This is a genomic window from Bradyrhizobium sp. WYCCWR 13022, assembly GCF_030435535.1.
In the GTDB taxonomy this organism is placed as follows: domain Bacteria; phylum Pseudomonadota; class Alphaproteobacteria; order Rhizobiales; family Xanthobacteraceae; genus Bradyrhizobium.
In genome coordinates, this window is record NZ_JAUIZJ010000023.1 from 550,477 (window position 1) to 564,818 (window position 14,342).

Genomic DNA, 14,342 nt, shown 5'->3' on the forward strand with positions numbered 1-14,342 from the left:
CCTTCCGTGATGTCTTATTCGGCGTGCACCCGCGCTTTCGCCGGCACGATGCGAAACGCGCGTCCGTCCTTCATCCATGCCGCGCGCTCGTCGCGCAACAGCGTGCGGCGAACCTTTCCGGAATCGTCGCGCGGCGATGCGCCGACGAACTCGAAACTCTCCGGATGCTTGTAGCGGCTGAGCCTGTCCTTCAGGAAGTCCGCCATGCCGTCCGCGATGGCCTGACCATCCGCGTTCGCCTCCGGCTCGATGATGGCGTGCACGCGCTGGCCGAGCTCCGGATCTGGCAGGCCCACCACCACGCAGGAGCGCACGCCGGGGCACGCGGAGACGGCAGCTTCGACCTCGGCCGGATAGATGTTGGCGCCGCCGCGCAGCACCATGTCGGCGAGGCGGTCGCCGAGATAAAGGTAGCCTTCGGCATCGAGCCTGCCGATATCGCCGAGTGATTCCCAGCCGTCGGCGCGACGCTTCGGCTCGGCGCCGAGATAGTGATAGGTTGCGTCCTTGCCGTCGTTGTTGAGGAAGTAGATCTCGCCGGTCTCGCCGGGCGCGACGTCGTTGCCGTCCTCGCCGATGATGCGAAGCTTCGCCGTCTCGCCGATCTTACCGACGGAGCCCTTGTGCGTCAGCCATTCCGTGCCTGATATGATGCAGGCGCCCTGCCGCTCGGTGCCGCCGTAGAGCTCCCAGATCCTGTCAGGCCCGAGCCAGGCGATCCAGTTCTCCTTCAGCCAGGGTGGCATGGGCGCCGCCATGTGGAACACGGTTTGCAGGCTCGAGACGTCGTAGCCATTGCGAACGTCGTCGGGCAGCGCCCAGATCCGGTGCATCATGGTCGGCACGAAATTGACCCACTGCACGCGCTCGCGCTCGATCTGCCGCAGCGTCTGCTCGGCGTCGAACTTGACCAGCCCCGTGAGCTTGCCGCCGCCGAACAGCGCATAGTGCGACACGATGAACGGCGCATTGTGGTAGAGCGGGCCCGGATTCAGGAGCGAGGCGCCGATGGGCATGTTGAGCGGCAACGGCGCGGCCGTATCGATGACCGCGGGGTTGTGATCGAGGATCACCTTCGGACGGCCGGTCGACCCGCCCGATGTCATGGCCTTCCAGTAGCGCGCGACCGGAGGGTCGAGCGGTTCATCGGAAAAACCTTCCGGCACGAAATCCGCCGGCAGGCGGTTCTGCGCATTCCAGTCTGCCTCGCCACCGACCACAAGCGCGGGCTTCAATATCTCGAGCACGGCTGCGGCTTCGCCGCGCGGCAGCCGCCATGACAGCGAGGTCGGCGTCGCGCCGCATTTCCACACCGCAAAGGTTGTCTCGAAAAACGCATTGCCGTTGGGCAATCCGATCGCGACGAAATCGCCGGGCTTGACGCCCTTGGCCGCAAACGCCCGCGCGCGCCGGTTGGCACCGCGCTCGAGCGCGTCCCATGTCAGCTTGTCCTGCCCATGCTGGACGGCGATCGTGCCTTCGGGTTTGCGTTGAGCGTACCAGCGCGGCACATCGGACAGGGGCAGCAACATCAGGCGTTTCCACTTCGTCTTCTTGGCGCCGCCTCAGGATGAGGCGTTCGCGAGGCGAAGTGTAACAGCCGGAGCCGGACCTTCAAGGCATCTGCCCTCCAAGTATCCGCATCAGCGCTCTGCGCCGCATCCCGGACTGTCGAACAGCGCCGCGAGGCCGCATTTTGACGTCAGCATCTTGTCGACGTCATGCCCAATGCCGGCGACGTCCCACACCCTGTGATTGGGCGCGCCGTGACTGCGCTTCGCCATCGCGTCGGCATAGGCGTGGCCGCGGACGTAGCGATTTGGACCCTGTGCTTCGCCCATGCAGCTCTTGTCCGCTGCGGGCTTGGTGTCGAGCGTGCCGAGCAGATAGATCACGTCGCGCTCGACATAGCGCTGCTCCAACGCGGCCGGCGTCGCGTCCGCAAGGTAGGGCGGCCGTCCATCCATGCCGTATTTCCAGACGTTGTAGCCTTGGCAGGACGCGGCGATCGCCTGCACCGGCCGCTCACCGCTGAAATATGCATAAGACGACGAATTGGCGACGACATAACGAACCTCGATGTGTTGACGCGACAGCGCCGCCTCGCCCTTGCCGGCGATGGCGTAACGCTGCGTGACCTGGCCGCCGCCGGAGTGACCGGCGATAACGACCTGCTTCAGGTTCGGAAAGATGCGCCGGTCGGAAAGCCTTGCCAGGATCGCGTCGAGCGCCTCGAAGGAGGAGACCGGATTGGGCGCAAGCGCGGCCTCGCCGCCTTCCCATCCCACCAGCGACCAGCGCAGCGTGTCGGCGGGCAGCTTGTGTGCATCGATATCGACCTCCGCCAGGAACTGCGGCGCGATCATGAGCGCGCTCTTGCCGTCGTCGCCGGCGGCAACCTGCGCGGTGTGGGCCGAGATGTAATATTCGTCGGCATTGCGCAAGCGGCCGTGCAGCACGATGACGGCGCGCGAGATCGCAGGCAGCGGCATCGACCAGTCGTTGGAGAGATAGAGCGGCAATAGTCCCTTACCGCCGACCGACAGCCGCGCATCGGCCACGACCTTCACCGGCTTATGGTTGGGGGCCTCGTCCTCGGCGGCAAGCGCGCAGCCGCAAACCAGCATCAAAGCGACTGCGGCCATAGAGCTTAGCGCCCTCATGACGAACATGTCCTCGTCGGATCAAATCGATAAAATTCTAAGCGCATCATGCGTCGCGAGGCTGTGACTCCCGGGCCACGTCAAGCAAAAAATGTCAGCACTCCAGTCATGAAATTCCCGAGTTCCACGGGTGACAAGCTCGCGAGAAAGGAGCAAAAATCAGTTCCGACTCAGTTGGGGTTGAGTTTCGCAGGGAATGCTCTCGAAGAATGTCAGACGTAGTTGCATCGCGTCGTGCGGCGCCTCTTCTTGTTGCTGCAGCAGGACTTTTCCTGCTGACCTCGTCGCATGCGCACGCACAATGGTGGAAGCGCGCGCCTGTCGACTTCGAGGAATGCGCCGACGCGGCCGAAAAATCCGCAACCAAGGCCGAAAAGACTTCGGCACTGGCGGACTGCAACGCAAAATTCGCCGGCCGGCGCAAGCCGGGTGGCGGCTACACCTATTACGACTTCCTCCAGGACCGGACCTTCGACATCGCTGGGCCCAACCCGACACCGGAAGAGCAGAAGAAGATCGACGAATCCTACACCGCCTATCTCGCCGATCAGCGCCGCAGCAATGAAGCGGCCCAGGCGATTGTGCGGCAGCAGCGCGAACAGCAGGCGCAGCAGCTTCAACAGGTCGCGCTGCGAACCGAAGTGGAGCACATCCCCGTTCCGGTCGAGCGGCCCAAGGTCCAGCAAGTTGCGCCGCGACCGAAGGGCGCGCCTTGCACCAAAGGTTCGTTCTCCTGCGAATGGCCGCGGCTGTCGGAAGGCCTCAGTGATCTGAAGAAGCTGTTCAGCCCAACGCCGAGCAAGCCGGCGAAGAAGGGCTGAGGCACGACCCGCTCGCTTCTCTCTCGGCACGTCAACCCGGTGAGGACTGAAAGCCGTTCCTCAGTTCGGTTGCTTCTTCTTGCTATGCTTCGGTTTGACGACCGTTGCATCCGTCGGCGTGGTGGTCGTCTGTGAATTGCCCAGCGCCTTGCGGCTCTCCTGCAAACGCGCGTCGTAACCGGGGGAGTTCATGACAGTCGGCGGCCGAGCCTCCGCAAAGCTGGAGGCGGCGCAGAGTGCGGCGAGCATCAGCCCGATCATCAGACATATTTTCATCGTGCTTCTCCATCAACCGTCAACGCTCAAACCATACCGCGGATCTGCTGCGGCGAAAGTCCCGGAGGGCCCGTGCCGGCCGTCTCTGCCTGCTTGACCAGCGCAACAATGCGGCGCATCAGCGGCACATCGACCTTGTTCTGCTCGGCGAGCGCAATGACCGCGCCCTGGAGATAGTCGATCTCGGTCTTGCGGCCCTGCTTCAGATCCTGCCACATCGAGGAGCGTGCCTCCGGATCGATCTTCATCGTGCGCCCCAGAATCGCGCTGAAGATCACGTCGGGCAGTCTCAACAGGGTCGGCGTCCAGTTCGGCGGGATCGGCGTCGCCGAGGCCGGCTTGATTCCGGCGGCTTTCAACGTAGCGAGACCCTCGGCCATCTGGTCAGCAAACAGTTTTCGCCAGTCACGGTTCGCCAATTGCGCGGCGAGCGGCATGTTCGACAAGGCGCTGAGCGCATTGTTCAGATTGATGATCAGCTTGCCCCATTGCACGCCGGTGATGTCGCGACTCGCGCGCATCGCGAGACCAGACACCGACAATGCCGCAGCCGTATTGTCCACATCTTCGCCGACGGTGATGTCGCCCGAGGTCGAGCGGTGGAAGCGTCCGTCGCCCATTGCGACCACATTGAACGGCACCATGCCGGCGAGCACGCGCCGGCCGCCGAGCCGCTCCTGCAGCACCGCGACATTGCCGACGCCGTTCTGCAACGACACGATCACGGCATCCCGGGGCGCGTGCCGCGCGATCTGATCCGCGACATCGGCCGTATCGGCACTCTTGACCGTGACCAGCACGATGCCAGCACTGTGAAAGATCGCGGGATCCTCCGACAACGCCAGCTGGCCCGCACCCAGCTTCTTCTCGGAGCCGTCGAAATCCGTCAGCCGCAGGCCGAACCGCTCGATTTCGGTCTTCACGCGCGGCCGGACCAGGAGCGCGACCCGACGATCGTCAGCCGCCAGCATGCCGCCGACGAAACACCCGATGGCGCCCGCGCCGGCCACCACGATCGGTCGATCCGTCAGCACCTGACCTTCTCCCTCAATCACTCGCCTTCGATAGCAGAGACAGCGTCGGCTGCCCATCGCGACCAAGTCGCATCTGCCTTGTAACCGTCATGAGAGCCCCATATGTTTTTGCCTGGGGGCTTGTCACCGGCGAGAGCTCGCCGACGAGAACGCCAAAGGAGAGCACCATGGGTCTACTCGACGTCCTCAACGGCATGCAGAACGGGCCCCGCGGCCCGAGCACCCCGAGCTCACAGCAATCTTCCGGTGGCATGTCGCCGATGACCATGGCTATCCTCGGCCTGCTCGCCTGGAAGGCATTCAAGCGTCTGACGGCTGGCCAGCCGGGCGCCGCGCCGCAGTCGGCGCCGGCACCTGTGCCGCCGCCGGTGAACACCGGCACGGGCGGTGGCGGCCTCGGTGATGTCCTCAAGGGGGGCCTCGGCGGCCTGCTCGCCGGCGGCGCAGCCGGCTCCGTGCTCAGCGGCGGCCTCGGCGATCTCCTCAACCAGCTCCAGCAGGGCGGCCACGGCGACACCGCGAACACCTGGGTCGGCAAGGGCGAGAACAAGGCCATCAGCCCCGGCGATCTCGCCAATGCGCTCGGCGCCGACCAGATCAACAGTCTGTCCGCGCAGAGCGGGCTGTCGCGCGACGAACTGCTGTCCGGCCTCAGCCAGTACCTGCCGCAGGTGGTCGATCATCTGACGCCGGACGGACGGCTGCCGAGCGAAACCGAGCTCGCGGGACGAATTTAATCCAAATTGGATCTACGCATTCGGCAAGGGGAGCACTGACATGAGCATGGGCGGCCTGTTGTGGATCATCGTGGTCGGCTTCGTCGCCGGCCTCATCGCGCGCTTTCTGGCGCCGGGACCGAACAACCCGAGCGGCTTCATCCTCACCACCATCCTCGGCATAGTCGGTGCGTTTCTGGCGACCTTCGTCGGCCAGGCCATCGGCCATTACAGTCCGGATCAGGGCGCGGGATTCATCATGGCCACGATCGGCGCCGTGGTGGTGCTGTTCATCTGGCACCGACTGGTCGCGAGCGGCGTGATCAAGGGGTGACTGCGTAGGCTGCAGGAACGCGCCGCCGCCTCAGACTCCGGCATTGCGAGGAGTCCGCGACAGATTGCGAAGCAATTTTGCGCTGGTGCGACGAAACGCTCCAGACTGTCTCCGCGGAGAGATTTCTGGATTGCTTCGCTTCGTTCGCAATGACGAACTACGTAATCAAATGCATCCCCGCATCCATGCGCACGACCTCGCCGGTCATGTTGCTGGACGCAGGCATCGCCAGGAAGCAGACGAGCCGAGCGATGTCCTCGGCTGAAGAGGCGACCTTCAGCGGCACCTTTGCCACCACGCTGTCGCGCACCTGCTTTGCCTGTTCCTCGCCGCGGCCCTTGGTGAACCAGGGCGTGTCGATATAACCGGGGCAAACCGTATTGACGCGGATCAGGGGCGCCAGCGCACGCGACAGCGACAGCGTCATCGTGTTGAGCGCGCCCTTGCTTGCCGCATACGCAATCGACGAGCCGACACCGCTGATGCCGGCAACGGAGGAAATGTTGACCACGGCCGATGGACGCCCCGACCCGTTTGCACCAGCCTCGAGCAGGCTGCGCGCAGCGCGCACCATCTGGAACGGGCCGATGGTGTTGACGCCGTAGAGCCGCTGGAAATCTTCCGCCGAGAGCCCGTCGAGATTGCCATGGGCGACATGCTTGGTGGTGCCGGCATTGTTGACGAGGATGTCGAGCTTGCCCCAGCCGCTCGCGGCGGCGACGATCCTGCGGCAATCATCATCCTTCGAGACATCGCCCTGCACCACCAGCACTTCCGCAGCACCCGCCTTGCGGCAGAGCTCAGCGGTGGCCTCGGCTTCCTTCTGGCTCGACGAATAGTTGATGACGAGCCGTGCCCCGGTCGCTGCGAGAATTTCCGCAGTCGCCGCGCCGAGACCGGATGCGGACCCCGTCACGATTGCGCACAAACTGTCCTTGGCCATCCGGATGTCCTTCCCCGTGTTTGAATGTGGCGCCCTGTTTAGCGAGTTTGCCGCGCCCTGCAAATCGAGCAAACTCCGCTAAGCGGAATTAATCCAGACCAGCTCCTTCCCCCATGCCGGAGCCGCAGATGGGCCTGCGATCAACGCTTGTCAGGGCCATGGCTTTTTCGGATCATCGGGCGCAAGAAAGAGATCGCGCGCCGGCTCCTTGGGCAGGACGCGCCAATGGCAAAACACGGGGAACGCTGTGGCGGAGAGTGACAATATCGTCGTCGAGACCGCGGAGAAGATCTTCGCCGATCTCGCCGATCCGCAAACCATCAACAACGACAAGACAAAATCGTGGCAGGCGCCGCTGTGGCAGGCGCTGAGCGAATCCGGCTTGCCGCTGGCTTGGGTGCCCGACGATCTCGGCGGCTCCGGCGCGAGCCTTGCCGACGGTTTTGCCCTGCTCAACGCCGCCGGCCGCTTCGCAGTCGCGGTTCCCCTGGCCGAAACCATGCTCGCGGGCTGGCTGCTGGCGCAGGCGAAGATCGCCTCGCCGGAAGGCGAGATGACGGTGCTGCCGGCGAGCCCGAGGGATCGCATCATTGTCGATGCCGACGGCGCGCTTTCCGGCCGCGCCCGCGGCGTCCCCTTTGCCAAGGCCGCGAAGCATTTTGCGGTGCTCGCGCATGGCAGGGACGGCGTCTCCATCGCCCTGGTCGATGCCTCGAAGGGCCGGATCGAATCCGGGCTGAATGTCGGCTACGACCACAGCGATACCGTGACGCTCGACAAGGTCCAGCCTGTGACCGTCAAGGCCGCTCCAAAAGGCGTCGACCAGACCACGCTGATGCTGATGGGCGGTGTCGCGCGCAGCCTTCAGATCGCCGGCGCACTTGAATCCATGCTCGACATCTCGGTGCGCTATTCCAACGAACGCGTTGCCTTCGAGAAGAAGATCTCGAAGTTCCAGGCGGTGCAGCACAATCTCGCCCGCCTCGCCGGCGAATCCGCCGCGGCGCTCGCGGCCGCGACGTCGGCGGCCGATGCCATCGCGAACGCCAAATCGTTCGACGACGAAGTCTATCTCGAGGCCGCCTCCGCAAAGATCCGCTGCGCGGAAGCCGCGGAGAAAGGCGGCGGCATCGCCCATCAGGTGCACGGCGCGATCGGCTTCACCATCGAGCACATCCTGCACCGCTATTCGCTGCGGGCGCTGGCCTGGCGCGATGACTTCGGCTCCGAAAGCCACTGGGCCGTCGAGCTCGGCAAGCTCGTCGCCTCCAGAGGCGCCGATGAGTTGTGGCCGCTCGTGGCGTCGCGCTAACAGGGAACGAAACATATGACCGCAGCTCTCCGTTTCGATCCGATCCGCCTGCCCGAGAAGTGCGAGCAACTGCGCAAGGAGGTGCGCGCCTTCCTCGCCGAGGAAATCGCCGCCGGCACCTTCGATCCGCACAAGCCCAACCGCGAAGACACCGACGTGCCGGAATTTTCCCGGAAAGTCGGCGCCAAGGGCTGGCTCGGGATGACCTGGCCGAAGAAATATGGCGGCCAGGAGCGCTCCTTCCTCGAGCGCTACGTCGTGACCGAGGAGATGCGCGTCGCCAACGCGCCGACGCGTCGCTTCTTCGTCGCCGACCGTCAGAGCGGGCCGGTGCTGCTGAAATACGCGCCCGAGCACATCAAGATGGACATCCTTCCGCGCATCTGCCGTGGGGAGATCTGCTTCGCCATCGGCATGAGCGAGCCGAATTCCGGTTCGGACCTGTTCGCGGCGAAGACGCGCGCGACCAAGACCGACGGAGGCTATCTCATCAACGGCACCAAGATCTGGACCTCGTCGGCGCATATCGCCGATTACATGATCGCGATCTTCCGGACCTCGCCGCCGACCAAGGAAAACCGACGTCACGGCCTGACGCAGTTTTTGGTCAAGATGAAGCAGCCGGGCATCAAGGTGAACCCGATCGGGCAGATCACCGGCCAGTACGAGTTCAACGAGGTGGTCTTCACCGATTTCTTCGTCCCCGACGATCACGTGCTCGGCGAAGTCGACGGCGCCTGGAAGCAGGCGACGTCGGAGCTCGCTTACGAGCGTTCGGGCCCCGAGCGCTTCCTCGAGACTTATTACGTGCTGACCGAGCTCGTCCGCGCGGTCGGCCCTAATCCGGATACGCGCAGCGCCGAAGGCATCGGCCGTCTGGTCGCGCAGCTCCACACCATGCGTCGCATGTCGGTTTCGGTCGCGGGCATGCTGCAGGCCGGCAAGGAGCCGGTGGTGGAAGCTTCCATCGTCAAGGACATCGGCACGGTCTGGGAACAGCAGCTTCCGCACCGCGTGCGCGATCTCGCGGCCTTCGTCGAGGAGACCGCTACCAATCGCGAGACGCTCGAGCGGCAGCTCGACTTCGCCATCAAGACCGCACCTAAACTCACCATCCAGGGCGGCACCACCGAGGTGCTGCGCGGCATCATCGCGCGTGGACTTGGCCTGCGCTAACGCTTCGAGGACATCATGACCACCTACAAGGATATCGGCGTCGAGAAGGTCGGGCACGTCGGCTCCATCGAGATCCGCCGTCCCCCGCTCAACTTCTTCGACATCTCGCTGATCAACCAGATCGCGGACGCGCTCGACGAGTTCGATCGCGACATCGAGATCCGCGCTTCCGTTCTCTCGGCGCAAGGCAAGGCCTTCTGCGCCGGCGCCAATTTCGGTGACCCCGCGCGACAGGCGCAGGAAGCACAAGAGGCGGAGAAAAAGGCCAAGGGCGATCCGGCAGACAGTCTCGGCCCGATCAATCATCTCTACATCCAGGCCGTGCGCATCTTCCGCGCCAAGAAGCCGATCGTCGCCGCCGTGCAGGGCGCGGCCATCGGCGGCGGATTGGGCCTTGCGGTGTCGGCGGATTTCCGCGTCACCTGCCCGGAAGCCCGCTTCTCCGCGAATTTCACGAAACTCGGCTTCCATCCCGGCTTCGGTCTGACCACGACGTTGCCCGAGTTGATCGGCAAGAACAACGCCGAGCTGATGTTCTACACCAGCCGCCGCGTCACCGGCGAAGAGGCCTATAAATGGGGCCTCGCCAACGAGCTGGTGCCGCAGGACCAGGTGAAAGCGGCCGCGATGAAGCTCGCCGGCGAGATCGCCGAATGCTCCCCGCTCGGCCTCCTCTCCACCCGCGCCACGATGCGCGCCGGCCTCGCCGACCGCGTGATGGCGGCGACCAATCACGAACTTGCCGAGCAGACCCGCCTGCGCGCGACGGAGGATTTCAAGGAGGGCGTGAAGGCCACGGAAGAACGGCGCGTGGCGAATTTTAGGGGACGGTGATTGCGCTCTCTACGCCGCATTTCTTCGCGGCTAACTCAGCCCGTCGTCCTGAGGTGCGAGCAGCACGGTGCATAGCACCGTGCTGGGAGCCTCGAAGGATGAGCGGCCCCGGCCGGTGGCCGTCGCCCTTCGAGCGCCGCTGAAGAGGCGAACACGACACGGTGACGGATAACGGGCAAGGTTAGCTCACACGAAACGTCACACCGCCGAGCAGGAACTCGTTGCCCGCCACCGCAAGTCCTTTCTCCCGCGCGGCATGCAACACACTCGCGGCATCAGCCACCCGAAACTCCAGCGCGCTCATGATCTCGCTCGCCCCTTTCACAAAGCGGAAGGTCGCATTCGGCAGCTTCAGCTCGGCATCGCCACCCGGCGCAACACCGATGATCTTGCGCCAATGCTCCGCGAGCCCCACCGGATCAGGGCTCTGCATCTCCACGGCCGTGAGCGCCTGCGTCACGTCATTGCGGATGTATTTCTGCCAGTCCGGTCCCGCCGGCGGGTACGGCCCTAGAATGTCGTCGCTGCCTTCGGTGTGATTGAACTCGATGAAGGCGGCGCGGCAGTCGCGCGGGTGGAGCTGCACGCCGTGATAGGGCGCGTGATCAATGACGTTGGCGGTGCGCACGCCCAGCGCGTTGGCGTTGCGGCCGCGCTCGTCGGGATCGTTGCAGCAGAAAATCGCCATGTAGCCACCGCGGCCGCCGGTCTTCTCGATGAAGCGGCCGGCCGTGGTGCCGTCCTTGAACGGCGCGACGACCTCCAGAAGGATCGTATCGACCGGGAGCAGCGCGTTCTCCAGGCCGTATTTGGCGACATTGCCGTCGCGGTAGCAGACGGAAAGGCCCATGATCTCGGTGATATCGGAGATGACAGGCGCGAGCTGAGGCGCGACCAGGCATATCTGTCGCAGCCGCATATGGGGCGCCACCGTCATGCGCCTTTGAAGGCCGGCTTGCGCTTCTCGACGAAGGCCTTGGCGGCCTCCTTGTGATCCTCGGTGTCGCTGCAGCGGGTGTGGTGGATCGCCTCGCCGTCGAAGCAGTCTTCCAGCGGCAGATGCTCGGCGTTGTTGATGTTGCGCTTGATGTAGCCGAGCGCGATAGATGGTCCTTGCGCCAGCGACAGCGCCAGCTCATGCGCGGCTGTATCGATCTCGGCGTCGGGCACGACCCTCGTCACCATGCCGATCGCATGCGCCTCCTTCGCGGTCAGCACCGGCGATGTAAGGTAAAGCTCGCGCGCCCGCGCACTGCCGAGCAGTTGGGTCAGGAAATAGGTGCCACCGTAATCGCCGGAGAATCCGACCTTGGCAAAGGCCGTCGTGATCTTGCAGGATTCGCCGGCGATGCGGAGATCGCAGGACAGTGCCATCGAAAGGCCGGCACCGGCCGCAGCGCCGTCGAGCTGCGCCACCACGGGTTTCGGCATCTGATGCAGGATGCGCGAGACCTCCATGCCGCGGCGCAGGTTCGCCATCTTCACCTCGAACGGCAGCGGCGCGCGTCCCGCCGCCATCGACTTGACGTCGCCGCCGACGCAGAACGAGCCGCCGGCGCCCTTGAACAGCACCGCCCGCACCTCGGGATCATCAGCCGCGCGGCGCGCCGCCTCGACTAACCCTGCGACCATCTCGGGGTTGAGCGCGTTCTTTCGCTCGGGGCGGTTCATGGTGATGGTGAGCAGCCCGCCTTCGAGCTTCTGCAGAACCATGTCGTTCATGGGGCGTCTCCCTTGTTGTTTTGCATCTCCGTCGCTCCGGGGCGATGCAAAGCATCGAACCCGGAACCTCGAGATCCCGGGTTCGCTTCGCGCCCCGGGATGACGTCGTGACTTACGTCACGCCGTCACTTCTTCACCAGCGGGCAGCGCGACTGCTCCAGCGACTGGAACGCCTCGTTGCCGGGCACGGTGGCGAGCAGCTTGTAGTCGTCCCAGCGCCCCTTCGACTCCGACGGCTTCTTGACCTCGAACAGGTACATGTCGTGCACCATGCGGCCGTCCTCGCGGATCTTGCCGTTCTTGGCGAAGAAATCGTTGATCGGCGTCTCCTTCATCACCTTCATGACCGTAGCCGCATCGGTTGTGCCGGCCGCCTTCACCGCCTTCAGATAATGCGTGACGGAGGAATAGACGCCGGCCTGCGCCGAGGTCGGCGGCCGCTTCACGCGCTCCTGAAAGCGCTTCGAGAAGGCGCGCGTCTCGTCGTTCATGTCCCAATAAAAGGCCTCGGCCAGCAGCAGACCCTGCGCGGTCTCAAGCCCGATCGAATCGATGTCGGTGACGAAGGCCAGCAGTGGCGAGACCTTCTGGCCGCCCTTCATGATACCGAACTCGGCCGACTGCTTGATGGCGTTGACGGTATCACCGCCGGCATTCGCGAGCCCGATCACCTTGGCTTTCGACGCCTGCGCCTGCAGCAGGAACGACGAGAAATCCGATGTGTTGAGCGGATGGCGTACGCTGCCGAGCACCTTGCCGCCCGTCTTGGTGACGACGGCACTGGTGTCCTTCTCCAGATCCTGGCCGAAGGCGTAGTCGGCGGTGAGGAAGAACCAGGTGTCGAGGCCCGACTTCACGGCGGCAAGGCCGGTCACATTGGCCTGGCCGTAGGTGTCGAAGACGTAGTGGATGGTGTAGGGACCGCACGCCTCGTTGGAGAGACGGATCGAGCCCGGGCCATTGAACATGATGATCTTGCCTCGCGCCTTCGCGATCTCGCCGGCGGCAAGCGCGGTTGCCGAGGCCGCGACGTCGTAGATCATCTCGACGCCCTGATTATCGAGCATGTCGCGGGCGATGTTGGCGGCAAGGTCGGCCTTGTTTTGATGGTCAGCCGCCAGCACCTCGATCTTGCGACCCAGCACCTCGCCGCCGAAATCTTCCACGGCCATCTTGGCCGCGGTCTCGCTGCCGGGGCCGGTGATGTCGGCGTAAAGGCTCGACATGTCGAGAATGCCGCCGATCTTGAGGGGAGGCTTGTCCTGGGCCTGCGCAACGCTCGCGCTGAGGGCAAGCGCGGCGGCAAAAATGCCCGACAAAATATGCTTCATGGAAAACGGTCTCCCTTGATCGCCTGTCTCTGATGGCGGCTTGATTATTGCTCTTGGCATTCGCTAGTCCCGTAATCATGCCGCATGCGCAACAGCGCAGCAAGCGCAGGCGCGAAGAGGCCGCATGTTCTGTCCGCGATTTCCGCAAAACGGAATGGTAAGGTGCGGAGAAATATCTCCGCATCATTACGCGCGCAGCGAAACAATCCAGAGTCTTTCCGCGGAGGGATTCTTCGTCGCTTCGCGCCTCGCAATGACGGAGTGTGAGGAAGCGTCTTCGCGACCAGCTACACTTGGGGTAAAGCTAGAGCATAACGCAACCTCTCCGGGTCACGTGACGCAACGGATTCACCTCATCGTCGCACTTCTTCTCATCGCGGGTCATACAGCGTCTGCGACGCCGTGCCAGTTCGAGGCACAGGGCGAAGGCCGCGTGGCAGGCGTAGTCGATGCACGCAGCGTGCGTCTCGACGACGGCCGCGAAGTGCGTCTTGTCGGCATCGAGGCGACAGCAACGACAAGGCAGGCGCTGACCTCGCTGCTGGTCGGTCGCGACGTCATCCTGCGCGGTACCGACGACACGCCCGACCGCTACGGCCGCCAGGGTGCGCTGCTGTTCATCGGCGATAGCGAGACGTCCGTGCAGGCCATGCTGCTTGGCCAGGGCGACGCCCTCGTCTCGGCCGAGGTTGCGGACAAGGACTGCGCGGCCGCCCTGATGGCGTCAGAGGCCGAGGCGCGGCGCCAAAAAAAGGGCAGCTGGGCTGACCCGTCGGCCATAAAAAACGCGGAAAGTCCGGACGATATTTTGGCCGGGATCGGGCGCTTTATGGTGGTCGAGGGCAAAGTCCTGTCGGTCCGGCAAGCTGGGGCAATGACCTACCTCAACTTCGGACGGAACTGGACACACGGCTTTGCGGTGACTATTTCAAAGCGTACGCTGCCAGCGTTCCAAAACGCCGGGATTACGCTTAAGTCCCTGGAAAATAGACGTATTCGTGTCCGGGGCTGGGTTGAGGGGACGACGGGGCCGCGTATCGATGTGCTCCGGGTGGGACAGGTCGAGTTGCTGGGTGCAAACGAGCTGACAGGGGTAAGGCCTTAGGCAAGGCCAGGCACGGGTTAAGCGACGTGAATGGGGTGCTAGAACGGCACGGACGAGGTGATGGCCGCCGCCTGC

At 64.3% G+C, this 14,342-nt stretch carries 15 protein-coding genes; 7 read left to right on the forward strand and 8 right to left on the reverse strand.

All coding sequences use genetic code 11. The features are described 5' to 3' along the window. Positions 1–14: 14 nt before the first annotated feature. Positions 15–1,532 carry an AMP-binding protein gene (locus QY049_RS29645; protein WP_258764748.1) on the reverse strand — a complete coding sequence of 506 codons (1,518 nt, stop codon included), beginning with the start codon at positions 1,530–1,532 and terminating at the stop codon, positions 15–17. A gap of 111 nt (positions 1,533–1,643) precedes the next feature. Then, entirely contained in the window at positions 1,644–2,663 is a 1,020-nt protein-coding gene (locus QY049_RS29650) for an alpha/beta hydrolase (protein ID WP_258764747.1), read from the reverse strand. 209 nt (positions 2,664–2,872) lie between these two features. Between QY049_RS29650 and QY049_RS29655 the strand changes: the two genes are divergently transcribed. Next, positions 2,873–3,484 (forward strand): hypothetical protein, encoded by a 612-nt coding sequence (locus QY049_RS29655; RefSeq protein ID WP_258764746.1) that lies wholly within the window; start codon positions 2,873–2,875, stop codon positions 3,482–3,484. A gap of 60 nt (positions 3,485–3,544) precedes the next feature. Here the strand turns inward: QY049_RS29655 and QY049_RS29660 are convergent, their stop codons facing one another. Together QY049_RS29660 and QY049_RS29665 are read right to left on the reverse strand one after the other, a co-directional pair. Further along, a complete protein-coding gene (locus QY049_RS29660) occupies positions 3,545–3,760 on the reverse strand; it encodes a hypothetical protein (RefSeq protein WP_258764745.1) in 216 nt (71 codons plus the stop codon). Between the two features lie 26 nt (positions 3,761–3,786). Beyond that, entirely contained in the window at positions 3,787–4,794 is a 1,008-nt protein-coding gene (locus QY049_RS29665) for a 2-dehydropantoate 2-reductase (RefSeq protein ID WP_258764744.1), read from the reverse strand. Positions 4,795–4,961: 167 nt separating this feature from the next. Between QY049_RS29665 and QY049_RS29670 the strand changes: the two genes are divergently transcribed. Next, the gene (locus QY049_RS29670) at positions 4,962–5,531 is read left to right on the forward strand and encodes a YidB family protein (RefSeq protein WP_258764742.1); all 570 of its coding nucleotides are present in this window, start codon (positions 4,962–4,964) and stop codon (positions 5,529–5,531) included. 40 nt (positions 5,532–5,571) lie between these two features. Next, complete coding sequence (locus QY049_RS29675; RefSeq protein WP_194479162.1) at positions 5,572–5,844, forward strand: GlsB/YeaQ/YmgE family stress response membrane protein; 273 nt, start codon at positions 5,572–5,574, stop codon at positions 5,842–5,844. Positions 5,845–6,001: 157 nt separating this feature from the next. Here the strand turns inward: QY049_RS29675 and QY049_RS29680 are convergent, their stop codons facing one another. After that, a complete protein-coding gene (locus QY049_RS29680; protein ID WP_258764741.1) occupies positions 6,002–6,787 on the reverse strand; it encodes an SDR family NAD(P)-dependent oxidoreductase in 786 nt (261 codons plus the stop codon). 247 nt (positions 6,788–7,034) lie between these two features. Here QY049_RS29680 and QY049_RS29685 point away from each other — a divergent pair, with 247 nt between their 5' ends. The 3 genes from QY049_RS29685 to QY049_RS29695 are packed head-to-tail and all read left to right on the forward strand — an operon-like array spanning position 7,035 to position 10,109. Then, on the forward strand, positions 7,035–8,099 hold the full coding sequence (locus QY049_RS29685; protein WP_258764740.1) for an acyl-CoA dehydrogenase family protein: 1,065 nt from the start codon (positions 7,035–7,037) through the stop codon (positions 8,097–8,099). A 15-nt stretch (positions 8,100–8,114) separates the two neighbouring features. Further along, positions 8,115–9,275 (forward strand): acyl-CoA dehydrogenase family protein, encoded by a 1,161-nt coding sequence (locus tag QY049_RS29690; protein ID WP_194479159.1) that lies wholly within the window; start codon positions 8,115–8,117, stop codon positions 9,273–9,275. A gap of 15 nt (positions 9,276–9,290) precedes the next feature. Next, on the forward strand, positions 9,291–10,109 hold the full coding sequence (locus QY049_RS29695) for an enoyl-CoA hydratase/isomerase family protein (protein WP_128949400.1): 819 nt from the start codon (positions 9,291–9,293) through the stop codon (positions 10,107–10,109). Between the two features lie 181 nt (positions 10,110–10,290). On the opposite strand, the gene QY049_RS29700 is transcribed toward QY049_RS29695, so the two are convergent. From QY049_RS29700 to QY049_RS29710, 3 genes are all read right to left on the reverse strand, one after another. Beyond that, positions 10,291–11,040 carry a hypothetical protein gene (locus QY049_RS29700; RefSeq protein WP_258767111.1) on the reverse strand — a complete coding sequence of 250 codons (750 nt, stop codon included), beginning with the start codon at positions 11,038–11,040 and terminating at the stop codon, positions 10,291–10,293. Between the two features lie 2 nt (positions 11,041–11,042). Then, positions 11,043–11,831 (reverse strand): enoyl-CoA hydratase, encoded by a 789-nt coding sequence (locus QY049_RS29705; protein WP_194479158.1) that lies wholly within the window; start codon positions 11,829–11,831, stop codon positions 11,043–11,045. Between the two features lie 125 nt (positions 11,832–11,956). Further along, positions 11,957–13,162: an ABC transporter substrate-binding protein gene (locus QY049_RS29710; protein ID WP_258764738.1), complete on the reverse strand. Its 1,206-nt coding sequence runs from the start codon at positions 13,160–13,162 to the stop codon at positions 11,957–11,959. Positions 13,163–13,415: 253 nt separating this feature from the next. Here QY049_RS29710 and QY049_RS29715 point away from each other — a divergent pair, with 253 nt between their 5' ends. After that, the gene (locus tag QY049_RS29715; protein ID WP_258767110.1) at positions 13,416–14,267 is read left to right on the forward strand and encodes a thermonuclease family protein; all 852 of its coding nucleotides are present in this window, start codon (positions 13,416–13,418) and stop codon (positions 14,265–14,267) included. The last annotated feature ends 75 nt before the right edge of the window (positions 14,268–14,342 follow it).

Bases quoted from the DNA above. Each gene is read 5' to 3' on its own strand.
- QY049_RS29645 (WP_258764748.1), bottom strand. From the start codon at position 1,532: ATGTTGCTGCCCCTGTCCGATGTGCCGCGCTGGTACGCTCAACGCAAA.
- QY049_RS29670 (WP_258764742.1), top strand. From the start codon at position 4,962: ATGGGTCTACTCGACGTCCTCAACGGCATGCAGAACGGGCCCCGCGGC.
- QY049_RS29690 (WP_194479159.1), top strand. From the start codon at position 8,115: ATGACCGCAGCTCTCCGTTTCGATCCGATCCGCCTGCCCGAGAAGTGC.
- QY049_RS29680 (WP_258764741.1), bottom strand. From the start codon at position 6,787: ATGGCCAAGGACAGTTTGTGCGCAATCGTGACGGGGTCCGCATCCGGT.
- QY049_RS29675 (WP_194479162.1), top strand. From the start codon at position 5,572: ATGAGCATGGGCGGCCTGTTGTGGATCATCGTGGTCGGCTTCGTCGCC.
- QY049_RS29710 (WP_258764738.1), bottom strand. From the start codon at position 13,162: ATGAAGCATATTTTGTCGGGCATTTTTGCCGCCGCGCTTGCCCTCAGC.
- QY049_RS29695 (WP_128949400.1), top strand. From the start codon at position 9,291: ATGACCACCTACAAGGATATCGGCGTCGAGAAGGTCGGGCACGTCGGC.
- QY049_RS29715 (WP_258767110.1), top strand. From the start codon at position 13,416: ATGACGGAGTGTGAGGAAGCGTCTTCGCGACCAGCTACACTTGGGGTA.
- QY049_RS29655 (WP_258764746.1), top strand. From the start codon at position 2,873: ATGTCAGACGTAGTTGCATCGCGTCGTGCGGCGCCTCTTCTTGTTGCT.
- QY049_RS29660 (WP_258764745.1), bottom strand. From the start codon at position 3,760: ATGAAAATATGTCTGATGATCGGGCTGATGCTCGCCGCACTCTGCGCC.
- QY049_RS29650 (WP_258764747.1), bottom strand. From the start codon at position 2,663: ATGAGGGCGCTAAGCTCTATGGCCGCAGTCGCTTTGATGCTGGTTTGC.
- QY049_RS29705 (WP_194479158.1), bottom strand. From the start codon at position 11,831: ATGAACGACATGGTTCTGCAGAAGCTCGAAGGCGGGCTGCTCACCATC.